The organism is Testudinibacter sp. TW-1, assembly GCF_050613185.1.
GTDB lineage: Bacteria > Pseudomonadota > Gammaproteobacteria > Enterobacterales > Pasteurellaceae > Chelonobacter.
This window is the reverse complement of the sequence record NZ_CP192511.1, coordinates 1,910,257-1,935,295: the sequence shown is the minus strand read 5'-3', so window position 1 is coordinate 1,935,295 and position 25,039 is coordinate 1,910,257. Positions and strand designations below refer to the sequence as shown.

The 25,039-nt window shown below is 47.4% G+C and carries 24 protein-coding genes, 4 tRNA genes and 2 other RNA genes; 10 read left to right on the top strand and 20 right to left on the bottom strand.

The features are described from left to right. Positions 1–103: 103 nt before the first annotated feature. An RNA gene (gene ffs, locus ACQ31U_RS09305) (signal recognition particle sRNA small type) lies at positions 104–196 on the bottom strand. Between the two features lie 185 nt (positions 197–381). Between ffs and tesB the strand changes: the two genes are divergently transcribed. Beyond that, positions 382–1,245 carry an acyl-CoA thioesterase II gene (gene tesB / locus ACQ31U_RS09300; protein WP_431051424.1) on the top strand — a complete coding sequence of 288 codons (864 nt, stop codon included), beginning with the start codon at positions 382–384 and terminating at the stop codon, positions 1,243–1,245. 58 nt (positions 1,246–1,303) lie between these two features. Here tesB and rnpB read toward each other — a convergent pair. Next, positions 1,304–1,705: RNase P RNA component class A (rnpB, locus tag ACQ31U_RS09295), an RNA gene on the bottom strand. 118 nt (positions 1,706–1,823) lie between these two features. Between rnpB and ACQ31U_RS09290 the strand changes: the two genes are divergently transcribed. After that, a complete protein-coding gene (locus ACQ31U_RS09290; protein ID WP_431051422.1) occupies positions 1,824–2,756 on the top strand; it encodes a KpsF/GutQ family sugar-phosphate isomerase in 933 nt (310 codons plus the stop codon). Between the two features lie 12 nt (positions 2,757–2,768). Continuing rightward, positions 2,769–3,311 carry a KdsC family phosphatase gene (locus tag ACQ31U_RS09285; RefSeq protein ID WP_431051420.1) on the top strand — a complete coding sequence of 181 codons (543 nt, stop codon included), beginning with the start codon at positions 2,769–2,771 and terminating at the stop codon, positions 3,309–3,311. Between the two features lie 22 nt (positions 3,312–3,333). On the opposite strand, the gene rsmI is transcribed toward ACQ31U_RS09285, so the two are convergent. After that, on the bottom strand, positions 3,334–4,179 hold the full coding sequence (gene rsmI, locus ACQ31U_RS09280) for a 16S rRNA (cytidine(1402)-2'-O)-methyltransferase (protein ID WP_431051418.1): 846 nt from the start codon (positions 4,177–4,179) through the stop codon (positions 3,334–3,336). A gap of 83 nt (positions 4,180–4,262) precedes the next feature. On the opposite strand from rsmI, the gene ACQ31U_RS09275 reads away from it, so the two are divergent. The 7 genes from ACQ31U_RS09275 (at position 4,263) to ACQ31U_RS09245 (ending at position 10,406) form a co-directional block, all read left to right on the top strand. Continuing rightward, positions 4,263–6,089 carry a penicillin-binding protein activator gene (locus tag ACQ31U_RS09275; protein ID WP_431051416.1) on the top strand — a complete coding sequence of 609 codons (1,827 nt, stop codon included), beginning with the start codon at positions 4,263–4,265 and terminating at the stop codon, positions 6,087–6,089. Between the two features lie 19 nt (positions 6,090–6,108). Then, positions 6,109–6,480: a YraN family protein gene (locus ACQ31U_RS09270; protein ID WP_431051414.1), complete on the top strand. Its 372-nt coding sequence runs from the start codon at positions 6,109–6,111 to the stop codon at positions 6,478–6,480. 50 nt (positions 6,481–6,530) lie between these two features. Next, entirely contained in the window at positions 6,531–7,112 is a 582-nt protein-coding gene (locus ACQ31U_RS09265) for a D-sedoheptulose-7-phosphate isomerase (RefSeq protein ID WP_431054320.1), read from the top strand. Positions 7,113–7,154: 42 nt separating this feature from the next. Then, positions 7,155–7,751 carry a division/outer membrane stress-associated lipid-binding lipoprotein gene (dolP, locus tag ACQ31U_RS09260; RefSeq protein ID WP_431051412.1) on the top strand — a complete coding sequence of 199 codons (597 nt, stop codon included), beginning with the start codon at positions 7,155–7,157 and terminating at the stop codon, positions 7,749–7,751. Between the two features lie 59 nt (positions 7,752–7,810). After that, complete coding sequence (lolB, locus tag ACQ31U_RS09255) at positions 7,811–8,455, top strand: lipoprotein insertase outer membrane protein LolB (RefSeq protein ID WP_431051410.1); 645 nt, start codon at positions 7,811–7,813, stop codon at positions 8,453–8,455. An 8-nt stretch (positions 8,456–8,463) separates the two neighbouring features. Beyond that, a complete protein-coding gene (gene ispE, locus ACQ31U_RS09250) occupies positions 8,464–9,342 on the top strand; it encodes a 4-(cytidine 5'-diphospho)-2-C-methyl-D-erythritol kinase (protein WP_431051408.1) in 879 nt (292 codons plus the stop codon). Positions 9,343–9,458: 116 nt separating this feature from the next. Beyond that, positions 9,459–10,406 (top strand): ribose-phosphate pyrophosphokinase, encoded by a 948-nt coding sequence (locus tag ACQ31U_RS09245; RefSeq protein ID WP_431051406.1) that lies wholly within the window; start codon positions 9,459–9,461, stop codon positions 10,404–10,406. Positions 10,407–10,478: 72 nt separating this feature from the next. Here ACQ31U_RS09245 and ACQ31U_RS09240 read toward each other — a convergent pair whose 3' ends face one another. From ACQ31U_RS09240 to cydB, 17 genes are all read right to left on the bottom strand, one after another. Beyond that, entirely contained in the window at positions 10,479–11,900 is a 1,422-nt protein-coding gene (locus ACQ31U_RS09240) for a surface lipoprotein assembly modifier (protein WP_431051404.1), read from the bottom strand. A gap of 65 nt (positions 11,901–11,965) precedes the next feature. Then, a complete protein-coding gene (locus tag ACQ31U_RS09235; RefSeq protein ID WP_431051402.1) occupies positions 11,966–13,126 on the bottom strand; it encodes a transferrin-binding protein-like solute binding protein in 1,161 nt (386 codons plus the stop codon). A 32-nt stretch (positions 13,127–13,158) separates the two neighbouring features. Next, positions 13,159–15,861 (bottom strand): lactoferrin/transferrin family TonB-dependent receptor, encoded by a 2,703-nt coding sequence (locus ACQ31U_RS09230; RefSeq protein ID WP_431051400.1) that lies wholly within the window; start codon positions 15,859–15,861, stop codon positions 13,159–13,161. A 367-nt stretch (positions 15,862–16,228) separates the two neighbouring features. Further along, on the bottom strand, positions 16,229–17,887 hold the full coding sequence (locus ACQ31U_RS09225; protein WP_431051398.1) for a SulP family inorganic anion transporter: 1,659 nt from the start codon (positions 17,885–17,887) through the stop codon (positions 16,229–16,231). 132 nt (positions 17,888–18,019) lie between these two features. Next, positions 18,020–18,095: transfer RNA gene (locus ACQ31U_RS09220), tRNA-Lys, on the bottom strand. Between the two features lie 22 nt (positions 18,096–18,117). After that, a tRNA-Lys gene (locus ACQ31U_RS09215) sits at positions 18,118–18,193 on the bottom strand. Positions 18,194–18,215: 22 nt separating this feature from the next. Next, a tRNA-Lys gene (locus ACQ31U_RS09210) sits at positions 18,216–18,291 on the bottom strand. Positions 18,292–18,316: 25 nt separating this feature from the next. Continuing rightward, a tRNA-Lys gene (locus ACQ31U_RS09205) sits at positions 18,317–18,392 on the bottom strand. A 215-nt stretch (positions 18,393–18,607) separates the two neighbouring features. Beyond that, on the bottom strand, positions 18,608–19,063 hold the full coding sequence (gene pal, locus ACQ31U_RS09200) for a peptidoglycan-associated lipoprotein Pal (protein ID WP_034612739.1): 456 nt from the start codon (positions 19,061–19,063) through the stop codon (positions 18,608–18,610). 12 nt (positions 19,064–19,075) lie between these two features. After that, positions 19,076–20,383, bottom strand: a complete 1,308-nt coding sequence (gene tolB, locus ACQ31U_RS09195; RefSeq protein WP_431051396.1) for a Tol-Pal system beta propeller repeat protein TolB — start codon at positions 20,381–20,383, stop codon at positions 19,076–19,078. A gap of 38 nt (positions 20,384–20,421) precedes the next feature. After that, entirely contained in the window at positions 20,422–21,651 is a 1,230-nt protein-coding gene (gene tolA, locus ACQ31U_RS09190; protein WP_431051394.1) for a cell envelope integrity protein TolA, read from the bottom strand. Positions 21,652–21,672: 21 nt separating this feature from the next. Continuing rightward, positions 21,673–22,095 carry a colicin uptake protein TolR gene (tolR, locus tag ACQ31U_RS09185; RefSeq protein WP_431051392.1) on the bottom strand — a complete coding sequence of 141 codons (423 nt, stop codon included), beginning with the start codon at positions 22,093–22,095 and terminating at the stop codon, positions 21,673–21,675. A 38-nt stretch (positions 22,096–22,133) separates the two neighbouring features. Next, on the bottom strand, positions 22,134–22,823 hold the full coding sequence (tolQ, locus tag ACQ31U_RS09180) for a protein TolQ (protein ID WP_431051390.1): 690 nt from the start codon (positions 22,821–22,823) through the stop codon (positions 22,134–22,136). Positions 22,824–22,860: 37 nt separating this feature from the next. Continuing rightward, on the bottom strand, positions 22,861–23,256 hold the full coding sequence (gene ybgC / locus ACQ31U_RS09175) for a tol-pal system-associated acyl-CoA thioesterase (protein ID WP_431051388.1): 396 nt from the start codon (positions 23,254–23,256) through the stop codon (positions 22,861–22,863). A 234-nt stretch (positions 23,257–23,490) separates the two neighbouring features. Beyond that, positions 23,491–23,778, bottom strand: a complete 288-nt coding sequence (ybgE, locus tag ACQ31U_RS09170) for a cyd operon protein YbgE (RefSeq protein ID WP_431051386.1) — start codon at positions 23,776–23,778, stop codon at positions 23,491–23,493. A 2-nt stretch (positions 23,779–23,780) separates the two neighbouring features. Continuing rightward, positions 23,781–23,879, bottom strand: a complete 99-nt coding sequence (locus ACQ31U_RS09165) for a CydX/CbdX family cytochrome bd oxidase small subunit (protein ID WP_431051384.1) — start codon at positions 23,877–23,879, stop codon at positions 23,781–23,783. A gap of 15 nt (positions 23,880–23,894) precedes the next feature. Next, the gene (gene cydB / locus ACQ31U_RS09160; protein WP_431051382.1) at positions 23,895–25,031 is read right to left on the bottom strand and encodes a cytochrome d ubiquinol oxidase subunit II; all 1,137 of its coding nucleotides are present in this window, start codon (positions 25,029–25,031) and stop codon (positions 23,895–23,897) included. Positions 25,032–25,039 lie beyond the last annotated feature (8 nt).

Sequence of the window (25,039 nt, the reverse complement as noted above, 5' to 3'; positions counted from 1 at the left end):
CTTTGATTATAGGCGGCTGACTCTAAAGATCAAGTTGCAGAAAAAATTTTAAAATTAAATTTAATTGGCTGAAATAGGAATGGAAAAACGTGGTGGACTCCCTCCCAGCTTGATCTCGGCACACGGAAATTTGACTTGGGCTGCTTTCTTCCGAACCTGACCCGGTGAACCAAACACCGTTGCGAGGAACCAAGAGGGAATCCATAGGATTGACGGCGAACCGTCAAGTGCGGTGCATTGTCCTACAATTGACCGCACTTTGCAAGTTTAACCCTCACGCCCGCTTATTTCTCGCGCACTTGTTTGTTTTTATGGCAGTTGTGTTTTACGGCCGCTTTTGTTATAACCAAAAAAGAAACTCCTCAAAAATAAGGCGAATTTATGTCTAGCGTACTCGAACAACTGATTGATTTACTCACCCTTGAAACCATCGATGATCACTATTTCCGCGGTCAAAGCGTCGATCTCGGCTTGCGACAAGTGTTCGGCGGGCAAGTCGTAGCCCAAGCCCTCGCCGCCGGTATGAACGTGGCGCCGGCGGATCGCATTCTGCACTCCTGCCATGCCTATTTTTTGCGCAGCGGCGACGCGCAACACCCGATTTTATACGATGTGGAAGTGTTGCGTGAAGGGCGCAGTTTTACCGCACTTCGAATCAAAGCGATTCAGCATAACGAACCGATTTGCCACGTGACCGCCTCCTTTCAAAGCGTGGAAAACGGTTTTGATCACCAAAGCCCAATGCCGAACGTTGAGCCGCCTGATCAACTGATCAATGAACTGGAAGCAGTGCGGGCGGTGGCACAATATTTGCCGCCGCAGATTAAAGACAAACTCACCGCCGAACGCCCGTTTGATGTGCGCAGCAAATATTTGAACAACCCGTTTCAGGGGCGCGAATTCCCGGCGGCGCAATATGCGTGGTTTAAAGCCAACGGGCGCGTGCCGGACGATTTGAAAATCAATCAATGTTTATTGGCGTATTTTTCCGATTTCCATTGCTTGCTGACCGCACTTCACCCGCATAAAAAAGGCTTTTTGGAAAAAGGTATGAAAGTCGCCACCATTGACCATGCGATTTGGTTTCACCGCCCGTTTGATCTCAATGATTGGCTGCTGCACGCGGTTGAAAGCAATAACGCCTACGGCGCACGCGGCTTGGCGCGCGGACAAATTTTTGATCAACAAGGGCGCTTGATTGCCAGCACGCAACAAGAGGGCTTGATTCGTTTTACCGAGGAATAAAATAGAAGGAATAAGAAGAAAAGTGCGGTCGAACCCGCAAGATAAAAAGCGGTGAGAAAAGCCGAGTTGGTCGATAAGCCGGGTTCTGTCGTGGACAATCATTCCTCTAGGCGTTTATTTGCACAAACGCTCAAGCAACCTACCCGAACTCTGAGCGGGCACACCCATTGAGTTCCTATTTGGTCTTGCTACGAGTGGAGTTTACCCTGCAACGAACCGTTACCGGTCGCCCGGTGCGCTCTTACCGCACCCTTTCACCCTTACCTGTGCTTGAAAAGCCATCGGCGGTTTACTCTCTGTTGCACTTGTCGTAGGCTCACGCCCCCCGGACGTTATCCGGCACTCTGCCCTGTGTAGCCCGGACTTTCCTCTCGTCTACTTGTCCTCTAGGTTGTTCCGTGACCGAAATCACACCAACGGTTGAGAGCTTCAATAAACCAGCGATTGCCTGACCAACTCGGCGCGCAGTATAGCCGAATTTTTGCGATTAAGATAGCCTTTTAAAACAGCCTTGCCAAATTACATTATTACTCTAGAATAACCCGTAATGGTAATAACATACTTCGCATAAGGTTTTTATGAACTACATTCGCATTGCTCAAGAAACACTCACGATTGAAGAACAGGCGATCAGCCGCTTACGTTTGCGCCTCGACGGCGAATTTTCACAAGTGGTCGAAGCGATTTTAGATTGCGAAGGGCGCTTGGTGATTGCCGGTATTGGGAAATCCGGATTAATCGGCAAAAAAATGGTGGCGACTTTCGCTTCCACCGGCACGCCGAGCTTTTTCCTGCACCCGACCGAAGCCTTTCACGGCGATTTGGGCATGCTCAAACCGATTGATATCGTGATTTTGATCTCCTACAGCGGCGAAACCGACGATGTCAATAAACTGATCCCAAGTCTGAAAAATTTTGGCAACCGCATTATCGCCATGACCGGCAATCGCGAATCCACGCTGGCAAAACATGCCGATTATGTGCTGGATATTTCGGTCGAGCGCGAAGCCTGCCCGAACAACCTTGCGCCGACCACCTCCGCACTTGTCACCCTCGCCCTTGCCGACGCGCTTGCCGTTGCCTTAATCAAAGCGCGTGATTTCCAAGCAACCGATTTCGCCCGCTTCCACCCCGGCGGTAGCTTGGGGCGGCGTTTGCTCAGCCGTGTGCGTGACGCAATGCAAACGCAACTTCCGTTGGTATCGCCTGCCACCTCGTTTGCCGATTGCGTGGCGAAAATGACCGAAGGACGGATGGGGATTGCGATTGTGATGGCAGACGACAAACTGCAAGGCATTATCACCGACGGCGACGTGCGTCGCGCCTTCACCGGCAAAGGCATTAAATGTATGCGCCTGACTGCGGCGGATATTATGTCGGTCAATCCAAAAACCATTCAAGCTGACGCTTATATGGGACAGGCGGAAGACTTTATGCGCCAGCACAAAATCCACTCGCTGATTGTGTTGGAGCAGGAAAAAGTGGTCGGTCTGTTTGAATTCTCTTACTAAACAGGGGAAAACATGAACAATAAACTCAGCGACATAAAACTGGTGATCACCGATATTGACGGCGTGCTCACTGACGGCAGCCTGTATTACGACGCCAACGGCGAAGCGTTGAAATGCTTCCATGTGCGTGACGGTTTGGGTATCAGAATGTTGATCGAATCGGGCATTCAAGTGGCGGTACTGTCAGGGCGCGATTCTGCGATTCTGCGCAAACGGATTGCCGATTTGAAAATCGATCTGTTTTTGCTCGGTAAATTGGAAAAAGAGAGCGCTTGTTTTGAATTAATGCGGCAAGCCGGCGTCAGCGCCGGGCAAACCGCCTATATCGGCGATGACAGCGTGGATCTGCCCGCTTTCGCCGTCTGTGGTTTCTCTGCCGCCGTCGCCGACGCGCCGGATTATGTCAAACAAGCTGCCGACCGCACGTTAACCCTCGGCGGTGGCAAGGGGGCTTTCCGCGAATTATCCGATCTGATTTTAGCGGTGCAAGGCAAAGATGAAATCTACCGCTCCGCACAAGGCTTTTTGCAAGCGGCGAAGAAAATGGCACAATAACGATTAACAACGGTCGAGCGGTTTATTTAAACCGCTCCAGCCCGAACTGATACAGCGCATTCTTTTTATAGCCGTACAGTTCCGCCACAATCGCAGCGGCTTTTTTCAACGGCAGTTCCTGACGAATCAGTGCTAACGCATTGACTGCCTCAGCGGAGAATTCGCTTTCCTCGACCGCACTTTGCCCTTCGACAATCAGCACCATTTCGCCTTTGCTGCGGTTGCTGTCTTGTTGCAGCCAAGCCAATAAATTTTCCAGCGTATCACCGTGGATGGTTTCCCATGTTTTTGTCAGTTCACGCGCCAAAACCAAATAACGCTCACCGCCCCAGACCGTTTGCATATCGGCTAAACTGTCGAGAATACGGTGGGTCGATTCGTAAAAAATCAACGTGCGGCTTTCGTTTTTCAGTTCGGCGAATTTATCCCGTCTTGCCTTGCTTTTCGCCGGTAAAAACCCCTCAAAACAGAAACGATCCGACGCAATTCCGGCGGCACAAAGTGCGGTAATCGCGGCACAGGCGCCGGGAATCGGCACGATTTTAATCCCCGCTTGGCGGCAATGGCGCACCAGATGAAAACCCGGATCGCTAATCAGCGGCGTGCCGGCATCGGAAATCAAAGCAATATTTTCACCGTTAAGCAACCGCTTGGCTAACAACTCGGCTTTTTGTTGTTCGTTGTGATCGTGCAGGGCAAAGAGCGGTTTTTTAATCCCGTAATGGTTCAGCAACAAGCCGCTGTGGCGGGTATCTTCCGCCGCGATCAGATCGACATGTGCCAATGTATCCAATGCCCGTTGGCTGATATCCTGCAAATTTCCGATGGGGGTGGCAACGATGTACAACATTCCTGATTGATTATCCATAATTTATTACGTCTTTTTTGATTGATTTTAATGAGTGAGATAAGTAAGATCCTAAGTGCTATTCTAACGAATTTGGAGCGACCATGCCTAATACTAATCTGTCTAATACCAATATTTTGACGCGTCTTAATATTAAATATCTGCTAATGCCGCTGTTTATGGTGTTATTCCTGTCGGCTTGTAACGTGGATCTGTTCTCCGGTTCGTCCGGCACGGTGCTGCAACGCGATGCCAACGCCAGTTCCGAATTTTATTTGAACCGAGCGCAACAGGCGAAAGATAAAACCGAAAAAACCAACTACCAACTGTTAGCCGCGCGGGTTTTACTGACAGAAAATAAAATGAGCCAAGCCGAAGCGTTGCTGGCGTCATTGCAAGGGTTGGATAAAGAACAAACTTTAGACAAAAACCTGATTCAAGCGCAAATTTATGCCAATAAACGCGCCAACAGCAATGCCGCCGCAACGTTGCAAAGCATTCCTCTGAATCTGTTGAGCAACTCGCAAAAGGCGCGTTATTATGTCGCCCAAGCCAAAATTGCCAGCAATCAGAATAACCTGACCGACGCGGTGAAGTCGTTGGTGTTGGCGGATCAGGTGATCACCGACAGCGAACGAAAACAGCAAAATATCAATAATATTTGGAAATTGTTGCGCGCCGGCAATGCCACCACTTTAAGAAATATCGCACCGGAAAGCGGCGATACCGCACTTAACGGCTGGTTATCGTTAATCAACGCCTATAATGGCAACATTGCCCAGCCGGAAAATTTGCGCAATGCGATCCAGAGCTGGAGAAGCGCTTATCCGAACCACAGTGCCGCTTATCTGCTGCCGACCGAAATTCAAGATGCGTTAAATTACCAGCAAATGGCATTAAACAATATTGCGCTTTTATTACCGACCAGCGGAAACGCACAGTTAATCGGCACGACGATTAAAAAAGGCTTTGACGAAGCGCGCGGCGGAAGTGCGGTGCAAGTCACCACTTATGACACCGTCACCAGCCCGATCGGCGATATTATTGCGCAAGCCAAGGCCAACGGCGCACAAGCCATCGTCGGGCCTCTGATTAAAAATAACGTCGATAGCATGTTGGCAAGTGATACCTCCGGGCTACAAGTTTTAGCCTTGAATTCCACTACCAACGCCCAACCGATTGCCAATGTCTGCTATTACGGTTTATCACCGGAAGCGGAAGCCCGCTCTGCCGCCGACAGAATTTGGAACGACGGCGTGCGTAATCCGTTGGTGATTGTGCCGCAAAATGATTTGGGACAACGCACCGCCTCTGCCTTTAACCTGCGTTGGCAACAATTGGCGGCAACCGACGCCACCACCCAATTCTATAATACGCCGAATGATATTCTCGCCGCGCTGCAAAGCGGTTTAGGCAATGCGCAAAGCGAACAACGCAGTGAAACCATTGCGGCTATCACCGGCACCAACCTACAAACCAGCGGCTATACCCGCGAAGATATCCAAGCGTTGTATATCGTTGCCGATAGTGCGGACTTGTTGGATATTAAAAATACCATCAACAATTCGGCTTACGGTCGCAGTTTGAAACTATACGCTTCTTCCCGTAGCAACTCGCCGAACAACGGCCCGGATTACCGCTTAACCATGGAAGGATTGAAATTCAGTGATATTCCGTTCCTGAGTGATACGCAAACCAGCCAGTACAGCCAGATTTCCAATGCCACCAGCGGGGATTTTTCCTTAATGCGGTTATACGCCATGGGTTCTGACGCTTGGTTATTAATCAATAAATTCAATGAACTGCGCCAAATTCCGGGCTACACGATTAACGGCTTGACCGGTAAATTGAGTGCGGGCAACGGCTGTAATATTGACCGTGAAATGACTTGGTTTGAATATCAAGGCGGCCGGGTTCGCGTGTTAAATTAACCGCGAATTGACTGCCGAGATGTTCAACAAAAGAAAACAAGGCGCGCAATATGAACAACAAGCGCGCCTTTTTTTAGAACGGCAAGGATTACAATTTATTGCCGCCAACCAAACTTTTCCCGGCGGCGAATTGGATTTGATTATGTCCGACGGCAAAACCACGGTATTTGTCGAAGTGCGGCAACGCAGCGATGATCGTTTTGGCGCGGCTTGGGAAAGTGTCTCAACACAAAAACAGCAACGCTGGGTTCGAGCCGCCGAACAATGGTTGCTGCAACGGCGGCAAAATCCGGAAACCAGCGATTTTCGTTTTGATTTAATCACGTTTGAACCACAACATAGTGGTGCCGAACCATTGTGGTTTAAACATTTTATTGAATTTAATTATTAGGATCCATTGCGATAAAAATGAAACAAGAAAACCCAATGTTAGATCCCCTGCTGCTCGATAAAGTCAAAAATGCCTTTACCGAAAGCATTCAAACCCAGATCTCCGCCACCGAGAGTCTGCCTGATATGATTGTGCAGGCGGCGGAGATGTTAGTTTCCTGCCTCTTGAACGGGCATAAAATCATTGTCTGGGGACAAGGGCGATCCCATGCCAATGCGCAATTTTTAGTCACCAATTTATTACACCGTTATCACTTGGAACGCCCAAGCCTGCCCGCGGTGTTGATTGGCTTGGACGGCACGCTCGGTTCCGTCGTTTTGGCGGATAACCAGCCCGAACAGATTTTTGTACGCCAGTTCGACTGTATCGCACAACAAGGCGACACCTTGCTCATTCTATCGCCGTTAGGGCGGGAAGAGGCGATTTTAAATCTGATCCACGCTGCCAACAGCAAAGAATTACCGATTATTACCTTGACCGGCAGCCGCAATGATCACATTCGCGGTGCTCTGGGCGAAGATGATCTGGACATATCCACGCCGGCACAAAAAGAGGTGCGGGTCATCGAAACCCATTTGCTGATTATCAATATTTTATGTGAGTTGATTGAACATCGGCTCTTTTCCCATTAAGATGGAAGCGAATTTAACGTTATTTAGTTTACGGAGAATGAAATGCAAATCCCCCACAATGCGTCACGCTTACTCAAATTAACCGTTTTATTGGCGGCTGCCGTTAGTTTGCAAGCCTGTATCACCACCGCTGTGGTCGGCACCGCTGCCGTCGCTACCAAAGTGGCGACCGATCCGCGCACCGCCGGCACACAAATTGATGATGAAACCTTAGAAATCCGAGTCTCTTCCGCCTTAAATAAAGATGAGGAAATTAAAGAAGACGCCCGAATCAATGTGGTTTCGTATAATTCACGCGTGCTGTTAATCGGACAAGTGCCAAGCGAATCGTTAAAAGAAACCGCAAAAAACTTAGCCAGCGGCGTGAACGGCGTTACCGATATTTATAACGAAATCCGGGTCGGCGAAAAACTCGGTTTCGGGCAAATCAGCAAAGATACTTGGATTACCACTCGGATAAAATCCAAATTACTGGTCAATTCCGCAGTTAAATCGACCGATGTGAAAGTGATCACCGAAAACGGTGAAGTGTTCTTAATGGGCAATGTCACCGAAGCGCAAGCCAATGCCGCAGCGGAAGACGCGCGCTATGTCGGCGGCGTGACTAAAGTCGTGAAGGTTTTCTCCTATATTAATTAATCAATACGATGTCGGGTGAATAACCCGACATCTTTTTTATTCAGCACAAGGATTGAAGTTTGCAAAACGCCCTTATCTCCCACGCCGCCGTGAAAAAACCGGCACTGACCGCACTTTTATCCGTTTTCTTGGCTGCCTGCGTCAGCGAGCCGCAACCGCAGCGCCAAACGGTTTACGGCGATAAGCTGTCGCCCCAATGGCAGCGGCAGTTACAGCAATTGAATCGGATCAAACAGTATCGCGGCAACGGGCAATTGGGTTATATCAGCCCTGAAGAACGCTTTTCCACCCGTTTTGACTGGCAGTTCGCGAATGATCAAAATTACCAGTTACATCTTTCTTCTTCGCTCAGCTCCTCAACCATGACTTTCCGTATGACGCCGCAAGGACTCGTCGTCAGCGATAACAAAGGCAATGTCCGTGCCGCTGAGGACGCCCAAGTGTTACTGAAAGAAATCGTCGGCATGGAGTTTCCGATCGAGCTGTTCAGCTACTGGCTGAAAGGGCAACCGCAAGGCACTCAGGATTATCAGATCAATCAAAACAACCTGTTAGCCGAATTGAATTACACGCTGAACGGACAACGTTGGTCAGCAAAATATTCGGATTATTACCTGCAACTGCAACCGCCGCTACCGAAAGACATTCTGATCGACGGTGAGCGACAACAACTGAAAATTCGTGTTGACGAATGGAAATTTTAACGGCGCCTATGTTTGGAAATAAACGATCCGATACCGCACTTGAGGTTGGCATGCTAGCCAACCGCTACCCTTGTCCGGCAAAACTGAATCTGTTTTTGTATATCAACGGGCGGCGCGCCGACGGTTATCATGAATTGCAAACCCTGTTTCAATTTTTGGATTACGGCGATTGGTTAAGCATTACCCCGCGCACTGATGGCGAAATCTGCGTAACGCCGCTTTTAGACGGCGTGGCGCCGGAACAAAATCTGGTTTATCGGGCGGCTAAACTGCTGCAAGCGCACAGCGGGCGTAACCTTGGTGCCGATCTGCATTTAGAGAAACATTTACCGATGGGCGGCGGTGTCGGCGGCGGCTCTTCCAATGCGGCAACCGCACTTGTCGTGCTGAATCGGCTTTGGCGGCTCGATTTATCCCTCGATCAATTAGCGCAATTAGGTTTAACCCTCGGCGCAGATGTGCCGATTTTTGTGCACGGGCATGCGGCTTTTGCCGAAGGTGTCGGCGAAAAGTTGATTGACTGCGAACCGGTGGAAAAATGGTATCTGGTGGTGAAACCGGCGGTTTCTATTGCGACCGCCGCGGTTTTTCAAGATCCGCACTTGCCGCGCAATACGCCGAAAAAAACATTGGCGGCACTCTTGGCACAAGATTTTGCCAATGATTGTGAAAAAGTTGTCAGGGATCACTATCCGGAGGTTGAACAGTTGCTAGACTGGTTGCTACAATATGCACCTGCACGTTTAACCGGAACCGGCGCCTGCATTTTCGCCGAATTTGAAACTCAAGCGGCGGCTGAACAAGTATATAAACAGTTACCCAACAATATAAATAGCTTTGTCGCACGGGGAATGAACCGTTCCCCGCTGCATATTTTTCTTGACTGAGCCGCCAGACACGGTTCGGAATAATAAAGAAGCACTGACGAGATAAATTTTATAGTTAGCATTCCACTGATTGCGGAGCAATCATAATTTTTCAATATCCAACCTGGGGTTAAACCATGCCTGACATGAAGCTTTTTGCCGGAAACGCCACACCGGCTCTGGCACAAAAAATTTCCGAACGTTTATATACCTCCCTCGGTAAAGCGACCGTCGGTCGTTTCAGCGACGGAGAAATTAATGTTCAGATCAATGAAAATGTACGCGGCAGCGACGTTTTCATCATTCAATCCACCTGTGCACCGACCAATGATAATCTGATGGAATTGATCGTAATGGTAGATGCCCTGCGCCGTGCTTCAGCCGGTCGGATCACCGCCGTTATCCCGTATTTCGGTTATGCCCGGCAAGATCGCCGCGTACGTTCGGCGCGTGTGCCGATCACCGCCAAAGTGGTGGCCGACTTCTTATCTAGTGTCGGTATTGACCGGGTGTTAACCTGTGATCTGCACGCCGAGCAAATCCAAGGTTTCTTTGATGTGCCGGTAGATAACGTATTCGGCTCGCCGGTATTAATCAACGATATCGTCAAAAAAACCGATTTGGTCAATCCCATCGTGGTTTCGCCGGACATCGGCGGAGTGGTGCGCGCCCGTGCGGTTGCCAAATTATTGAACGATACCGACATGGCAATTATCGACAAACGCCGTCCACGCGCCAATGTGTCGCAAGTCATGCACATTATCGGCGAAGTTGCCGATCGCGACTGTATTTTGGTCGATGACATGATCGACACCGGCGGCACGTTATACAAAGCGGCTGCCGCCTTGAAAGAACGTGGCGCACGCCGTGTTTTTGCCTATGCAACCCACCCGATCTTTTCCGGAAGTGCGGTACAAAATATCGCCGGCGATGCGATTGATGAAATTGTGGTAACCGATACCATTCCGCTTGCGCCTGAAATCGAAGCCTTAAATAAAGTGCGGGTATTAACCTTATCCGGCATGCTTGCCGAAGCGATTCGTCGGATTAACAACGAAGAATCCATTTCGGCGATGTTTGATTAATTCCGTTCGAATCTATCTGTACCGACCGCATTTCAATACTGAAGTGCGGTCCCTTTGCCATATCAAATCCGTTTAGAATTCTTTAGAAAACACCAACCGCACTTGCTTATTTTTGTATTGGTTCAATGGAATCGTTGAACGGTTATCGGTGTAATGAAACGATAAGCGCGGCGCAAATCCTTTCCACGACCAATTCCGTTTCAACAAATCGACACTGCCGCTCCAACGTTTATCATGGCGGATCACACCAAAAAACGGCGCACGATCACGGTAATCGGTTTGGGTATAAGTCAGACTGCCGCCCAGCGTCAATTGGGCAAAATCAAAATGATGGCGCACACCGGTGCGCACGCCGAAAGTGCGGTAGGAATAGTTGCGCTCTGCCGCTTGGTTGAAACCCTGTTGCACGCCCCAAAAATAAACCGTTCTTCCCTGCGCTATATGCGTCAGGTTTGCACTGAGCCAATGCTGCCAGCCTCGTTGATAGGCATATTCGGGACGATAATGTAGCTGCTGCGTTTCCCATGCCAGCGCCAATTTCCAATCGGGCTTTAACCGCCACGAATAATTGATCCGTCCCAACACTCCCTGATATAGCCCTTTATGCTGATATAGCAAGTGCTGCCCGCCAAGCGAAAGATCCCACGCATGCCCGCGCTGATTACCAAAACTGCGCCCCACGCTCAAACGGGTGGCGGTTTGATCACTTTGCCGGTTGGCGTAATCCAGATTGGTCAAGGCACCGTTAAGAAACCATTTATATTCTTCGCCGAAACGTTGCTCGCCTTCCAGCGCAATTTGCAAACCGACACCACGTTTGGCACGGCTGCTTTGGCTGAGGGTATATTCTTTACCGTCGTTTAATATCACGCTGCGCTGTTGTGTGCCTTGGTTGATATTGCTGCTTGGCAACAGGGCAAGTTGCAGATTGAAAGAGGAGGTTTCCGCTTTCAGATTTTGCAACATCGAAAATACATTGTTTTGTACCGGTTCCGGCAATTTTTGACTGAGCGCCAAATTAAACTGATATTCCGAAGCGTTGAGTTCGCCCATTTTTGCCAATGCACGCGCCAGCTCCAAACGAGGGCGCCGCAATGTCGCATCAAAGCTAAGCATATGGCGGTAATAGCCGACCGCACTTTGCCAATCTTGCTGCTGCTCGGCGATTTGCCCGGCTAAAAACAGCCCGTGCAACGACGGCGGATTATGTTGTAATAAGGGTTCAAGTACGGTTTTCGCCGCCTGCCACTGTCCCGCTTTCATTAAATTAAGCACCGTTGGCAAGAGGCGATTTTCCAATTCGAACGGTTGCGCCGTCGGCGTCGATTTGGCTACAGAAAAATCATCAAGTGCGGTCTGCGGTTGTGAAATTTGCGGTTGCGGTAAATTGTCCGAAAATGGCTGATTTGTCGGTAACATCGGCGCAGAATCGGCAAATACAGCAAAAGGCAACAACGTTAACAGTGCAGTATAACAATAACGTAAACACATCATTTAAATTCCAAAAAAGAACACAAGGGACGAGAAATCCCTTGTGTTACGTGAGATTAAAATAAAAATTATTCGGTTTCTGCGATACGACGCGAACCAAAACCACCTATCAAATGATCTGTGCCGCTTTCACCTTTAAGTCCATACACCCCGCCGACTTCATCCGCTGCCGGCCCATATAATAAGGCGTGAACTTTACCAGAGAGTTTGTCATCCGCACTTTTAACCTCGCCAGTAAAACCTGCCGCCCCTTTCTCTATTGCCGCATTGGCAATCAAATTTAAGTTTTCAGCAGCAACACCGTCTTTTAATTTTCCAGCCTCATCAAAATCATATTTTTTGGTGTTGGTTGTATTAAATGCTGCGGTACGCTTTTCAAAATCAATTTTAATCTGCACATCAGCGGTCGTGGCATAAGAATGTCCGTTGGTCATACCTAAGCCACTGGATATACCATTGTAAGTGGCTTCGCCACCCGTTGGCACAGTTTGGGTATATTCGCCGATAGATTGATACACATTAACCGTTCCTATATTGATAAATCGGTTACCAGAATCAAACATACCATAAGTTTGATAATTCCAATTGGCAACCGCCGGATCACGCCAAAAATAAGGGTAAGAAATATCCTCACCTATTGCCGCATAACTTCCGGCATATTGCCCCCCTATCTTTAATCCTGCATCATATAAACTTTGCTTTTTTGCCTCTTCATAGGTCGTAATATGCTGTAATTTATCCGTTAATTTATGGTTAAATTGTGGTATGTCAGCATTTACATAATTTCCCATATGAATATTGGATAATTTTCCATTACTATCATGCGTAACACTCCGCAATGCGGTAAATAATGCGCCTCCTCGCGCCTCTTCAATTTGAAACGCGACATCTTGTTTTTCGCTCGTATAATAAACTGTCGGTGAATATTTTTTTTCATAATTTTTCCCCAAAGTTGGCAGCAAAAACTCACCGGGCTCAGGCTTCCGATCACTGGCTTTCAACACATCTCCGCCTTCACCAACAACAGGGCGTTTTTTCACTTCCTCACGTGGTGTTTCCGGTGTTGTCGGTGTTGCCGGCTGCTCAATTATTGTTACCGCACCCGGCACAGGCACTTGATAACCATCAACACCACCGTTACCGCCACAGGCGGTTACTAGAAAAGCACCGCTGCAAAGTAATGCGTAATACCATTTTAATTTTTCTTCTTTATATTTATTCTTATTCATTTTCATACTCTCTTATCATTCGATATCTAACATTAGAAATTCACTTCGACACTCAGGGCAAAGTTTCTACCCGGTGCAGTCAAACGGTCATAACCTAAGCCTTCCACTTCTGCGGTCACGCCCGTGCTTAACCCTGTAATCCCGGTTTGACGCAAAGATTCCCAAGTCACATATTTGGCATTGGTCAGGTTATAAATGCCACCGCGCAAAGTCACGTTTTTACCGATATTGACATAACCGACCCAATCCCAGGTATACCATGATTTACTGACGGTTCTGACTACGCCGATATTACGTACACCGCGTGTGTCAATATTCGGTTTTGTACTCACTAACTCAGAGGCTTTTTTGGCGTCGGAACGGGTGAAACGAATGCCGCTGCCCCATTTGCCGGTCGGCGCGTCATAATCCAAACCGAGAATAAATTTCGCCGGCTGCAGACTGTCCATGGCATAACTGCTTTCCAACATGTTTTGCGAATTGCCCGACACTTTTCCTAATTTCCGCGGTCGCACTTTGCTGTATGCCGCACTGCCGCTTAAGCCGTCAGGCAAGGTTTTCCACAGGGCATGAAAATCCAGCACGCCGCGTACATTAAAACCGGCGGAATGTGCTTCTTCCTGATTGCCGTAGTAGCTCACCATTTCTTTTTGTGAGGTGATAGTGTCGTCATTCATCCTTCTTTTCAGAGTGATGAAGTTTTTATAATCGGCTCGGAAAACATTGGCGGTGATATAACCGACATTGCCGTGAATATCAAAACCCACTTCCTGATTAAAGGCTTTTTCGGCTTGGATTTTCTCACGCGATTGCACGCCGCGTTTACGTTGCAGATCCGTGCCGTACATTTCCTGTGCGTTCGGCACACGGAAACCGGTGCTGGCTTTATAGCTGAGCGTGATATTCTCCGTCAGATTTACCGCGATACCGGCTGCCCAGGACAAACTGCTGTAATCATCATTTTTAAATGCCGGATTGCTCGAATCGAATTTATAGCTGTCATAACGAATGCCACCGCTTAAATCGACATATTTGCCCAATTCCCAGTTATTACTCACGCCGAAATAATAGTTTTTACCTTTAATCGGGTGATCTTGTTTGCTAGACAGCTCTTTCTCAATCTGCATTAATCCATGGTTGAATTTCTGACATTTGAAACGGGTATCCTGATGACATTCGTGATCAGCAGGAACCACCTCGTCATAACGTTTGTAATTCAACCCTTCCACCAAATCAAAACGAGAACGCCCGATACCGGCGAGCAGATCAATTTCGTGTTTGATACCGAAATAATCCAACACTTTTTTGCCGCTAAAGCGGATTCGTTTGGTTTGCTCGGTCAAGGTCGCATTACTGCGTTTCCACATTTGGTATCCAATCGGCGCACCGCCTTCAACCAGCTTGATTCCCAAATCATTGCGTCGGAAAAGTTCACAATTTTGGTTCGGCGTCTCGCCACGCAGCGTACAGGCGGATTCGGTATGAATGGACGTAATGCTCACTTTTTCCTGATCCAATTCGATTTTCGCCGAATCTAACCAGCTTTTGTTATTTTCCGCTTGATACTCATAGAAGAATCCTTCACGCTTCTTATCGTGTTTATGATCAACAAATTTATAATGCGGGAAAAGCGGTCTGTGTTTCCAGTCGGTGCTGTCATTGCTTGCGCCGCTGTCTTTATAATTGCGATAAAACGGTTTTGCCCTATTTGCCCTGTCTTCAATCTCATAACGCTGCTTGGTGTTTTCAAATACAAACCCGATTTTATGTGACGGATTAAATTCATATTGGAATTTACCAAAAGCAGAATCGGAGCGGTAGTCCATCGGATTTGCCGCATTGCGTGTCAAACCGTAAACGTCATTCGGGGCATAGGTTGAGCTTTGAATGCAGTTCGCCGGTGAATGCCCCTCTAAACAACCCTCGGTTTGTGGAAAATGTGCCGGTCTGACCGCACTTGTCCAACCGGACTTGCGCAAATCTTCATATTGATATTCGGTGGGATACAAACGATCCAGCGTTTGCGACGGTGTATCGGAATGCGATTTGATTTCATGTCCGTCACGGCGGGTATATTGTAATAACGCCGAAAAACCGCCTGCCTGCCCTGCAGCGGCAATCGAATTGCCCCAACGCTGGTCTTTGCTACTGTAGCTGCTTTTAAGATTTACGCCCCAATTTTGGTCGGGTTTGATCACATCGCTCGGATCTTTGGTCACAAACATCACCGCCCCGCCTAACGCCGAATTGCCTGCAGCTACCGAGTTTGCCCCTTGACTGATTTCTACCGCTTTAATATTTTCAAATTCAATTTCATTCTTGGCGCCGCTAAAACGTTCCGCATAATTGGAACGCGGCATATAATTCTGCGCCTGCGAAATCCCATCCACCAAAATAGCAACCCGATCTTTATCCACGCCACGGATCGAATAACCGGCAGAAGCGCCGCTGCCTTGCTCGTTCACGGCAATGCCCGGATCATAACGGGTTAAATCGCGAATATCATTCACTTGTTCACGCCGTAATTGCTCGGCATTTTTCACCACACGGCTGATATTGCGCTGGGATTTGCTGATCTCGCCGATACTGCCGACCACGCGGATTTCGTCTAACTGCTCATCTTCGTTTGCATAAGCCGCTTGATGATAAGCCAATTGTCCAAGGAGGGTTAAAGCCACTATATGTGATAGTGGCTTCATTTTAAAATGAAGCTTTTGTCTTTTTCCGTTATTCATTGTAACACCTAAAAGTTAATAAAAATACATCTCATCTTTTTTACATCAATGATAATTATTATCGTTAATTGTTCGTAGCTGGCGAATTAAAGCAAATAATTTCTTCGGGATCAAGAAAAGAAATCGTTATTTTGTGATGACGATCAAATAAAAGAAAAAAGATCACATTGATTGAATCAGATAAACAAAATCAAGTAGACTAAATCAAAGAAAAATAAAACGAAATACATAAAAAACCGTTCTTTGAATTTTTACAAAGAACGGTCGTTAAAGTAAACCGGCAAATAGAATAACAAAGATCACGATAGCCTAATGCCAACCTAAACCGATTGGCGCCACGACTATCAAACCGCACTTTAACCCTGTTTTACTCCGGACTATCCTCACGCTGGCGCAATTCGCTTTGTGCGGTGCGCAAGGCGTCGTCAAACAGTTTAAACACATTGTGTTCGCCGACTAATTGGATAATGCCGCCGCGACGCAACTTTTGGGTCACATTATGGTTGGCGCCGGATAACATCACGGTCACCCCTTGTTTTTGTAAGTTGCACACCACATTTTCCAAACTCTGCATGCCGGTGATATCAATGAAAGGCACCCATTTCAGGCGGATGATCAAGTATTTCGGGTAAGTCTGGCTATCGGCAAGCGCACGGTCAAAATTTTCAACCGCACCAAAGAAGAAAGGACCTTCAACGGTAAACACCAGTAATTCTTCCGGTAACGGCTCTTCACCGATACGCGCCAGCAAATCCGCTTGCGATACCCGCTTAACCTCCACACTGCCCGCCATACGGCGCAGGAACAATAAGGTCGCTAGAATCACGCCGATATTCACCGCCACCACTAAATCGGCAAATACGGTCAAGCCGAAGGTAATCAGCAAAATGGCAACATCGCTTTTCGGCGCGCGTTTGATCATTTTGATAAAGCGTTTCGCTTCACTCATATTCCATGCGACAACGAATAGAATCGCGGATAAGACTGCCAATGGAATATGGACGGCAAGCGGTGCCAACGCCAATAATATCACGATCAATGTGAGCGAATGTACAATTCCGGCAAGCGGGCTGGTTGCGCCGTTACGGATATTGGTTGCGGTGCGTGCAATTGCGCCGGTGGCGGCAAAGCCGCCAAATAACGGCGCAGCAATATTGGCAATGCCCTGTCCGACCAATTCCTGATTGGAATTGTGGCGCGTGCCCGCCATGCCGTCGGCAACCACTGCCGATAGTAAGGATTCGATCGCCCCTAACATCGCAATGGTAAACGCAGGCCCAATCAACTCAATCATTTTTGTCCAACTGAGGGTCGGCAGTTTAAATTCGGGCAAGCCTTGCGGAATGCCGCCAAATGCCGTGCCGATAGTGCGGACACCGTCAAATTGAAATAGATATTGCACCATGCTGATCACCAATAAGGCGATTAACGGTCCGGGAATCCGTTTGCAACCGGGAATTTTGCTGCTGTAAAGCACCAGCAGCAACGCGGTGACGGCTAAAAGTGCGGTTGTGAAATGAAATTGCGGAAACGCTTGAATTAAATGGAACAGTTTTAAGTGGAAATGATCCCCGCTGACACTGGGTAAACCGAAAAAATCCTGCCATTGTCCGACCCAGATGATCACACCGATACCGGCGGTGAAGCCGACGATAACCGGTGAGGGAATATATTTGATAATCGCGCCCATGCGGGTTAAGCCGAATGCCAATAAAATCACCCCCGCCATTAAGGTGGCTACTTGCAAGCCTTCAATGCCGTATTGCGCAGTGATCCCCGACAACACCACGATAAATGCCCCGGTCGGACCGCTGATTTGCAAACGGCTACCGCCAAACACTGCGGTACAGAAACCGGCAATAATCGAGGTATAGATGCCTTGTTCCGGCTTCGCACCGGACGCAATCGCAAACGCCATGCCGAGCGGTAAAGCAACAATCCCGACGATGATCCCGGCAATAATATTATTCAACCAGTGCTGACGGGAAAACAAACCGCTCTTTGCGGCTTCCTGTAGAGCGAACATTGACAACTTGTCCTATAAAACAAACCAAAGAACAACTATTATATGCCTCTCGTCCAGATTGTTCATCCACGAGATACAAGAAAAATATAACTTTTTGATCTTACGCAAAAATAAAGTTGAGGAATAGACAAGTGGTGGGTCGTGAAGGATTCGAACCTTCGACCAACGGATTAAAAGTCCGCTGCTCTACCGACTGAGCTAACGACCCGATTGGGAGATTGCAATTTAAGTGGTGGGTCGTGAAGGATTCGAACCTTCGACCAACGGATTAAAAGTCCGCTGCTCTACCGACTGAGCTAACGACCCGCTTGGGAGATTGCAATTTAAATGGTGGGTCGTGAAGGATTCGAACCTTCGACCAACGGATTAAAAGTCCGCTGCTCTACCGACTGAGCTAACGACCCACTTTAAGTGGCTGTTACAAGAGAGTGGTGGGTCGTGAAGGATTCGAACCTTCGACCAACGGATTAAAAGTCCGCTGCTCTACCGACTGAGCTAACGACCCCTCGTTTGTAACGAGGCACTATAATACTCATTTTGCGGAAGTTATCAATCAAAAATTTATATTTTTTTTCCGCTTGCCTGATTTATCTACAATCTTACCGCTTATTTTTTTATTCTGCCGAAGATCGGCACGACACGTATAATTTCCTTATGCCGAAAACAAGACAACCCCGATAAATATCGAGGTTGTTTTACAGCTTTAAGCTACGTTACAAATTAGTATGCTAACACCGCACGACGGTTTTTCGCATAATCTGCTTCTGTGTGACCCAAAACAGCCGGTTTCTCTTCACCATAAGAAACGGTGGAAAGTTGTGAACCGGAGACGCCTTTGCCTGTCAGGTAGTTTACTACTGCGTCTGCACGACGTTGACCCAACGCGATGTTGTACTCCGGAGTACCGCGCTCATCGGTGTTACCTTCAACCAATACTTTGCTTGCCGGAGTTGCAGTCAAGTACAGAGAATGTGCATCCAACAGTTGTTGATATTGACCTTCGATGTTGTATTGATCAAAACCGAAATACACGGTGTTATAACGCTGTTGTAAATCTTCAGCAGTATAGTTACCGTATAATTGACCTTGAGCAGCAGAATCATCAGAAGAACTGCTACAAGCAGCTAATACGAATGCAGGTGCAGCAACCATCAGAACTTTTGCAAGTTTTTTCATTTTAATTACTCCTTAGTTTTTAGTAAGAAACGGAGACCAAGCTGGGAACTTAATTTGCCCGTCCGCACCTGGTAACCTAGCTTTAAAGCGTCCGTCAGCGGACACCAATTGTAACACTTTCCCAAGCCCTTGGGTAGAGCTATAAATGATCATGATTCCGTTAGGTGAAACACTTGGACTTTCATCCAGGAAAGTTGATCCCAGAACCTCTACGCTTCCCGTTGCCAAATCTTTTTTGACAATATGATCCGCAGAGATCATGATTAGATTTTTGCCATCAGAGGTAATCTGACCGCTATAACTTCTGCCACCTGCGCCGACATAGCTCGCACCACCGCCATAAGCACTCATCATATACACTTGCGGGCTGCCGCCACGGTCGGAAGTGAAGACGATCGATTGTCCGTCCGGTGACCAGCTCGGCTCGGTGTTATTGCCTGCACCGCTGGTCAATTGTGTGGTTTGACCTGACGCCAGATTCATCACATAAATATTCAGTTGCCCGTCACGGGAAGAAGCGTACGCCAAACGGGTTCCGTCCGGAGAGAATGCCGGAGCACCGTTGTGACGCGGTGTCGAGGCAACCACTTTACGTGAACCGGAACCTAAATTTTGAACCACTAATTGTGATTTGCGGTTTTCAAAGCTGACATAGGCTAATTGTTTGCCATCTGCCGACCAGCTTGGTGACATAATCGGTTGTGAACTGCGGTTAACGACGAATTGATTGCGTCCGTCATAATCGGCAACGTGCAATTCATACGGTGTGCTACCGCCATTACGCTGCACTACATAAGCAATACGCGTTCTGAATGCGCCGCGAATACCGGTTAATTTTTCAAATACTTCATCACTGATTGTGTGCGCGCCATAACGCAATTGGTTATTGTTCGGGATAGTATAGCTGTTTTGCAATAAGACTGAACCGGCTGCGCCTGAACCACCGATGGTATCCACCAACTGGTAAGCAATGTTATACCCGGAACCTGTCGGGGTGATTTGTCCGACCACAATTTCCGCCAAGCCCAATGCCGCCCAAGCTTCCGGATTCACTTCGGCTGCGGAAGACGGGGTTTGCGGCATTCTGCTGACCGGAATCGGGCTAAATTTTCCGCTATTGCGCAAATCCGCTGCGACAATATCCGCAATGTCTGCCGGTGCTGAACCCGGCCCATTCCATTTAAACGGCACAACTGCAATCGGTTGCGCACTGTCGATCCCTTCATCGATCACGATTCGGATCTCTTCCGCCCGTACAATATTGCTCACCAATACCAACACCAATGCTAATATTGCCGTTATCCGAGTAATATATTTCATTTAAATCCCCTATATTAAACACATTGTCATAATTGATCTTATTTTAAATCAAAATCAATAATTGGAGTTTTATACCGATTATAAATGGCGTCAGAAGGTGCCGCCGGTACTTTTTTAGTATTGGCAACCGCCCTTAATGCCGAATTACAAATGTCATCCGAACCTGAAATCTTTTGATAATTCAAAATAGTTCCGTCCCGCGCCAATGAAATTCTGATACTACAGGTTTTTCCTGCAAAGCTCGCATCACGGATAAAACGACGTTTGATTGTACGTTTAATCACGCCGGCGTATTCATCACCGGCACGCGCTCCATCAGCCCCGCTCACCGTTCCCGCTCCGCTGCCCGTTGTGCCGCCTTTATTCTGATTGCCGCCCTTAGCGGCTGAACCACCGCCAATCGTACCGCTATTCATAAAGTCGTCTAGAGCCGCCTGTTGCGCAGCTTTTTCTGCGGCAGCCGCTTTGGCTTTTGCAGCGGCGTCGGCTTTAGCTTTAGCGTCCGCAGCCGCCTTGGCTTTCGCTTCAGACTCTGCTTTTGCCTTAGCGTCCGCAGCCGCCTTGGCTTTCGCTTCGGACTCGGCTTTTGCCTTAGCGTCCGCAGCCGCCTTGGCTTTCGCTTCGGATTCGGCTTTTGCCTTAGCTTCTGCTGCGAGCTTCGCTTTAGTCTCGGCTTCAGCTTTTGCTTTGGCTGCCGCCGCTTGCGCCTCTTGCTCTGCTTTGACTTTTGCTGCCGCTTCTAAACGTTTAGCCTCTGCGTCTGCTTTCAGTTTCGCCTGTTCTGCAATTCTTTTTGCTTCAGCTTCTTTGGCAATACGCTGCTGACGAGCAATTTCTTCTTGTTTAGCCTGCTCCGCTTTTGCCTGCGCCTCACGGCGTTGCTGTTCCCGTTGTTCTTGCCGACGCTGTTCCGCTTGCTGTTTTTCCAATTGTTGCTTTTCCAGCTCCTGCTGGCGCTGCTGTTCTGCCTGCTGCTGTCTTTCCAGTTCCTGTAGACGCTGCTGCTGCTCCTGTTGTTCTAATTCTTGACGTTTGGCTTTATCAACATCACCTTTTTGCTGTTGTTTTATCCGCCCCCATTCTTGAGCGGCAGCGCCGGTATCCACCATCACCGCGCCCATTACATCGCCTTCACCTTCGCCGCCACCGGCAGCCGGCATATACTTATACCATAAGGAGCCCAAAATCAGGATTCCGAACAGTAATCCGTGCAAAATGGTGGAAATCAGAACGGCACGGTTTAATTTCTGTGTTTTCTCTGTCTGCACTGCTGATCCCGTACTGATAATTTATAAAGGATTGGTCATTAAACCAACAGATTTAATACCGGCAAGATGTAATAAATTCAACGCGTTAATCACTTCTTCATAAGGCGCATCTTTAGCTCCGCCAACCAAGAACAGCGTATTATTATCTTTATCAAACTCCTGTTTTGCCATTTCGGTCACCATTTCTTCGGTCAGATTCTCATTACGCTCGCCATTAATTGCAAGCGTATATTGCCCGACTCCGGCAACTTCTAAAATGACAGGGACTTTATCTTCATTGGAAACCGACTGGCTATCCACCGAATCCGGCAATTCGACCTGTACACTCTGACTGATAATCGGTGCCGTTGCCATAAAGATTAACAATAATACCAACAACACGTCTAAGAAAGGAACGATGTTAATTTCCGACTTCATATCACGACGTTTGCGTCTATACGACATAATATCCTCTTATCCTCTACGATATACTGTGCGGAAAATTAATTAGCACTTTTTTTGGCAAATGCCTGACGGTGCAGAATGGTAGTGAACTCGTCAATGAAGTTAGCATAATTTTGCTCTAATTTGCTGACGCGCAAGCTCAAACGGTTATACGCCATTACAGCCGGAATTGCCGCAAACAAACCGATTGCCGTCGCAATCAAAGCTTCGGCGATCCCCGGCGCGACCATTTGCAACGTAGCTTGTTTTACATTACTTAACGCCATAAATGCGTGCATAATTCCCCATACCGTCCCGAACAAACCGATATACGGACTGATTGAAGCCACCGTTGCCAAAAAAGGAATGCGGTTTTCCACTTCTTCGATTTCACGGTTCAAGGTCAAGTTCATCGCACGCGTCGTTCCTTGGATGATGGATTCCGGTGTACTTGAAGCAGTTTGTTGCAAACGTAAAAACTCTTTGAAACCGACATAAAAAATTTGTTCGCTGCCGCTTAAGCCGTCGCGACGGTTATCCATGCCATCATACAATTTATTCAAATCTTCGCCAGACCAGAAACGATCTTCAAACGCCGCGGAAGATTTTAATGCTTGGCGTAAAATGCCGCTCCGCTGGATAATAATTGCCCACGACATAATAGAAAAAATGATCAAGATTGCAATGACAATCTGAACGATAACACTTGCTTCTAAAAAAAGTGCCAAAAAATTTAACTCTGTTGACATCAATAAACCCCGATTAGTCCATACTAAAATACTGTAATTACTTGCCTCCCAAAGCCGTTCTGATCGTCTCAGGCATCGGCTCCGGTTTCATTTTGGATAAATTAACTGATGCAACTAAGACAGTTGCGTTTGACAATAATTCATCTTGCTTGAATAATTTCTGCTCAAAAATAATACTTGCTTTCTTGACTTGGCTGACGGTTGTTTCAACCGTCAAACAGTCATCCAATTTAGCCGCAATACGATAATCAATTTGCATACTGCGCACCACAAATGCCAGCTGAAACTGTTGTAATAGCTGCTGCTGTTCAAAACCCAGATTACGCAAAAATTCCGTTCTTGCTCTTTCAAAAAAATGGAGATAACGCGCATGATAAACCACACCACCGGCATCCGTATCTTCGTAATAAACTCTGATTGGTATCTTTTGCATAACGATATCCCACATGATCCCAAAGCCGCTATTATCAAGAATAGTTTGATACTTGTCTAGTGATCGCCTAGCGAATTAACAAGAATATTTTTAATGACAAGAAGAGGTAAAGATAAAAACACTGGCTTGCGATTAATTATTTCATATCGGAAAATAATTATCAGATAATAAAATAACACAGAGATGATTAAAGTGCGGTACGGGATCAGATTGCCCCTACCGCACTTTGCTGATTCAGATAAAATAAATATAGATGGCCCCAAATAACGCCGCCAAATAACCGATGAAAGGATTAAAAAAACCTTTCCAACGCGTTTTGCGTATTTGCAATCCAAGCCCATGAATCCACAGTATCGATGTCCCCCAGATTAGAAACAGGGTAAATAAAGGAGACGGGCCACCTAACGCCAAGGCAAATTTTTTCGCATGAAAAAAGATTGATAACATCAGTGCGATTGCCAAGATAAATGAAAGGGCTCGATAAGAGCCCTTATTTACCAGTTGATAGAGTTTATCAATCATAGTTACTCATCAAATTTGCCGGTTTTTTCAATGCTGATTGTTACAATCGCCGCAAAGAAAACCGCTAATAATACGCCTAAAACCCAAGCTACATAAAACATAATTCTTCCTCTTTGTTAGTATAGTGAGTTTTTATTTTCTTCGATAAAGTCACTGTCGATACGTCCGAACATTTTGGCATATGCCCAAATGGTGTAAGCCAGTAATATAACCACAAAGATTAAAGTCAGACCAAACATAATCATCAGGGTTAAGTGACTTGAAGTTGAATCCCACATCAACAAGCTGGTATTCGGATGTGTGATTGACGGCATAATGAACGGGAACATCGATACCCCGAACGTGAAAATCACACCGGCCATCGTCAATGACGAGAACAAGAATGCAAATCCGGAACGGTTGGCTTTAGAAAACACGATATTCAATAACCCACCGGCGACCGCCAAAATCGGCAACAGCCATAGCACGGGCATTTCTTTGAAATTATTGAACCACGCACCGGTTTCCAAAATCACTTCTTTGCCCAACGGGGTAGAAGGAGCGTTCTTATCAATTACGCCGGTGACAACATAACCGTCTTTGAACAACAGCCACACCCCTGCAAGCACAAAAGTGATGACGGTTGCAAATGCGCCGACTTGAGTGATAACGCGAGCGCGATCACGCAATTCCGCCGTGGTTTTCATTTGTAACCATGCAGCCCCTTGTGTCGTCAACATTGACAAGCTGACCAAACCGCACAGTAGCGCAAACGGATTGAGCAATTCAAAGAATGAACCGGTATATTTCACTTGCAGGATATCGTTGAATTCAAACGGTACGCCTTGCAGCAGGTTACCAAATGCCACGCCGAACACCAATGACGGGGCAAAGCCACTGACAAACAAGCCCCAATCCCAAGCGGTGCGCCATTTCGGATTTTCAATTTTAGCGCGATATTCCAATCCGACCGGACGGAAAAATAATGCGGCCAACACCAAAATCATCGCGATATAGAAACCGGAGAAAGAGGTTGCGTAAACAATCGGCCAGGCGGCAAACATCGCACCGCCGGCGGTCAACAACCATACTTGGTTACCGTCCCAATGCGGAGCAATCGAGTTGATCATAATGCGTTTTTCAACCTCTTTTTTACCGGCAAACGGCAATAAGGTTAATACGCCCATATCAAAGCCATCAGTCACTGCAAAGCCGAGAAGCAGAACCCCAACAAGCAGCCACCAAATAAAGCGTAGAATTTCGTAGTCAATCATGATTAGGC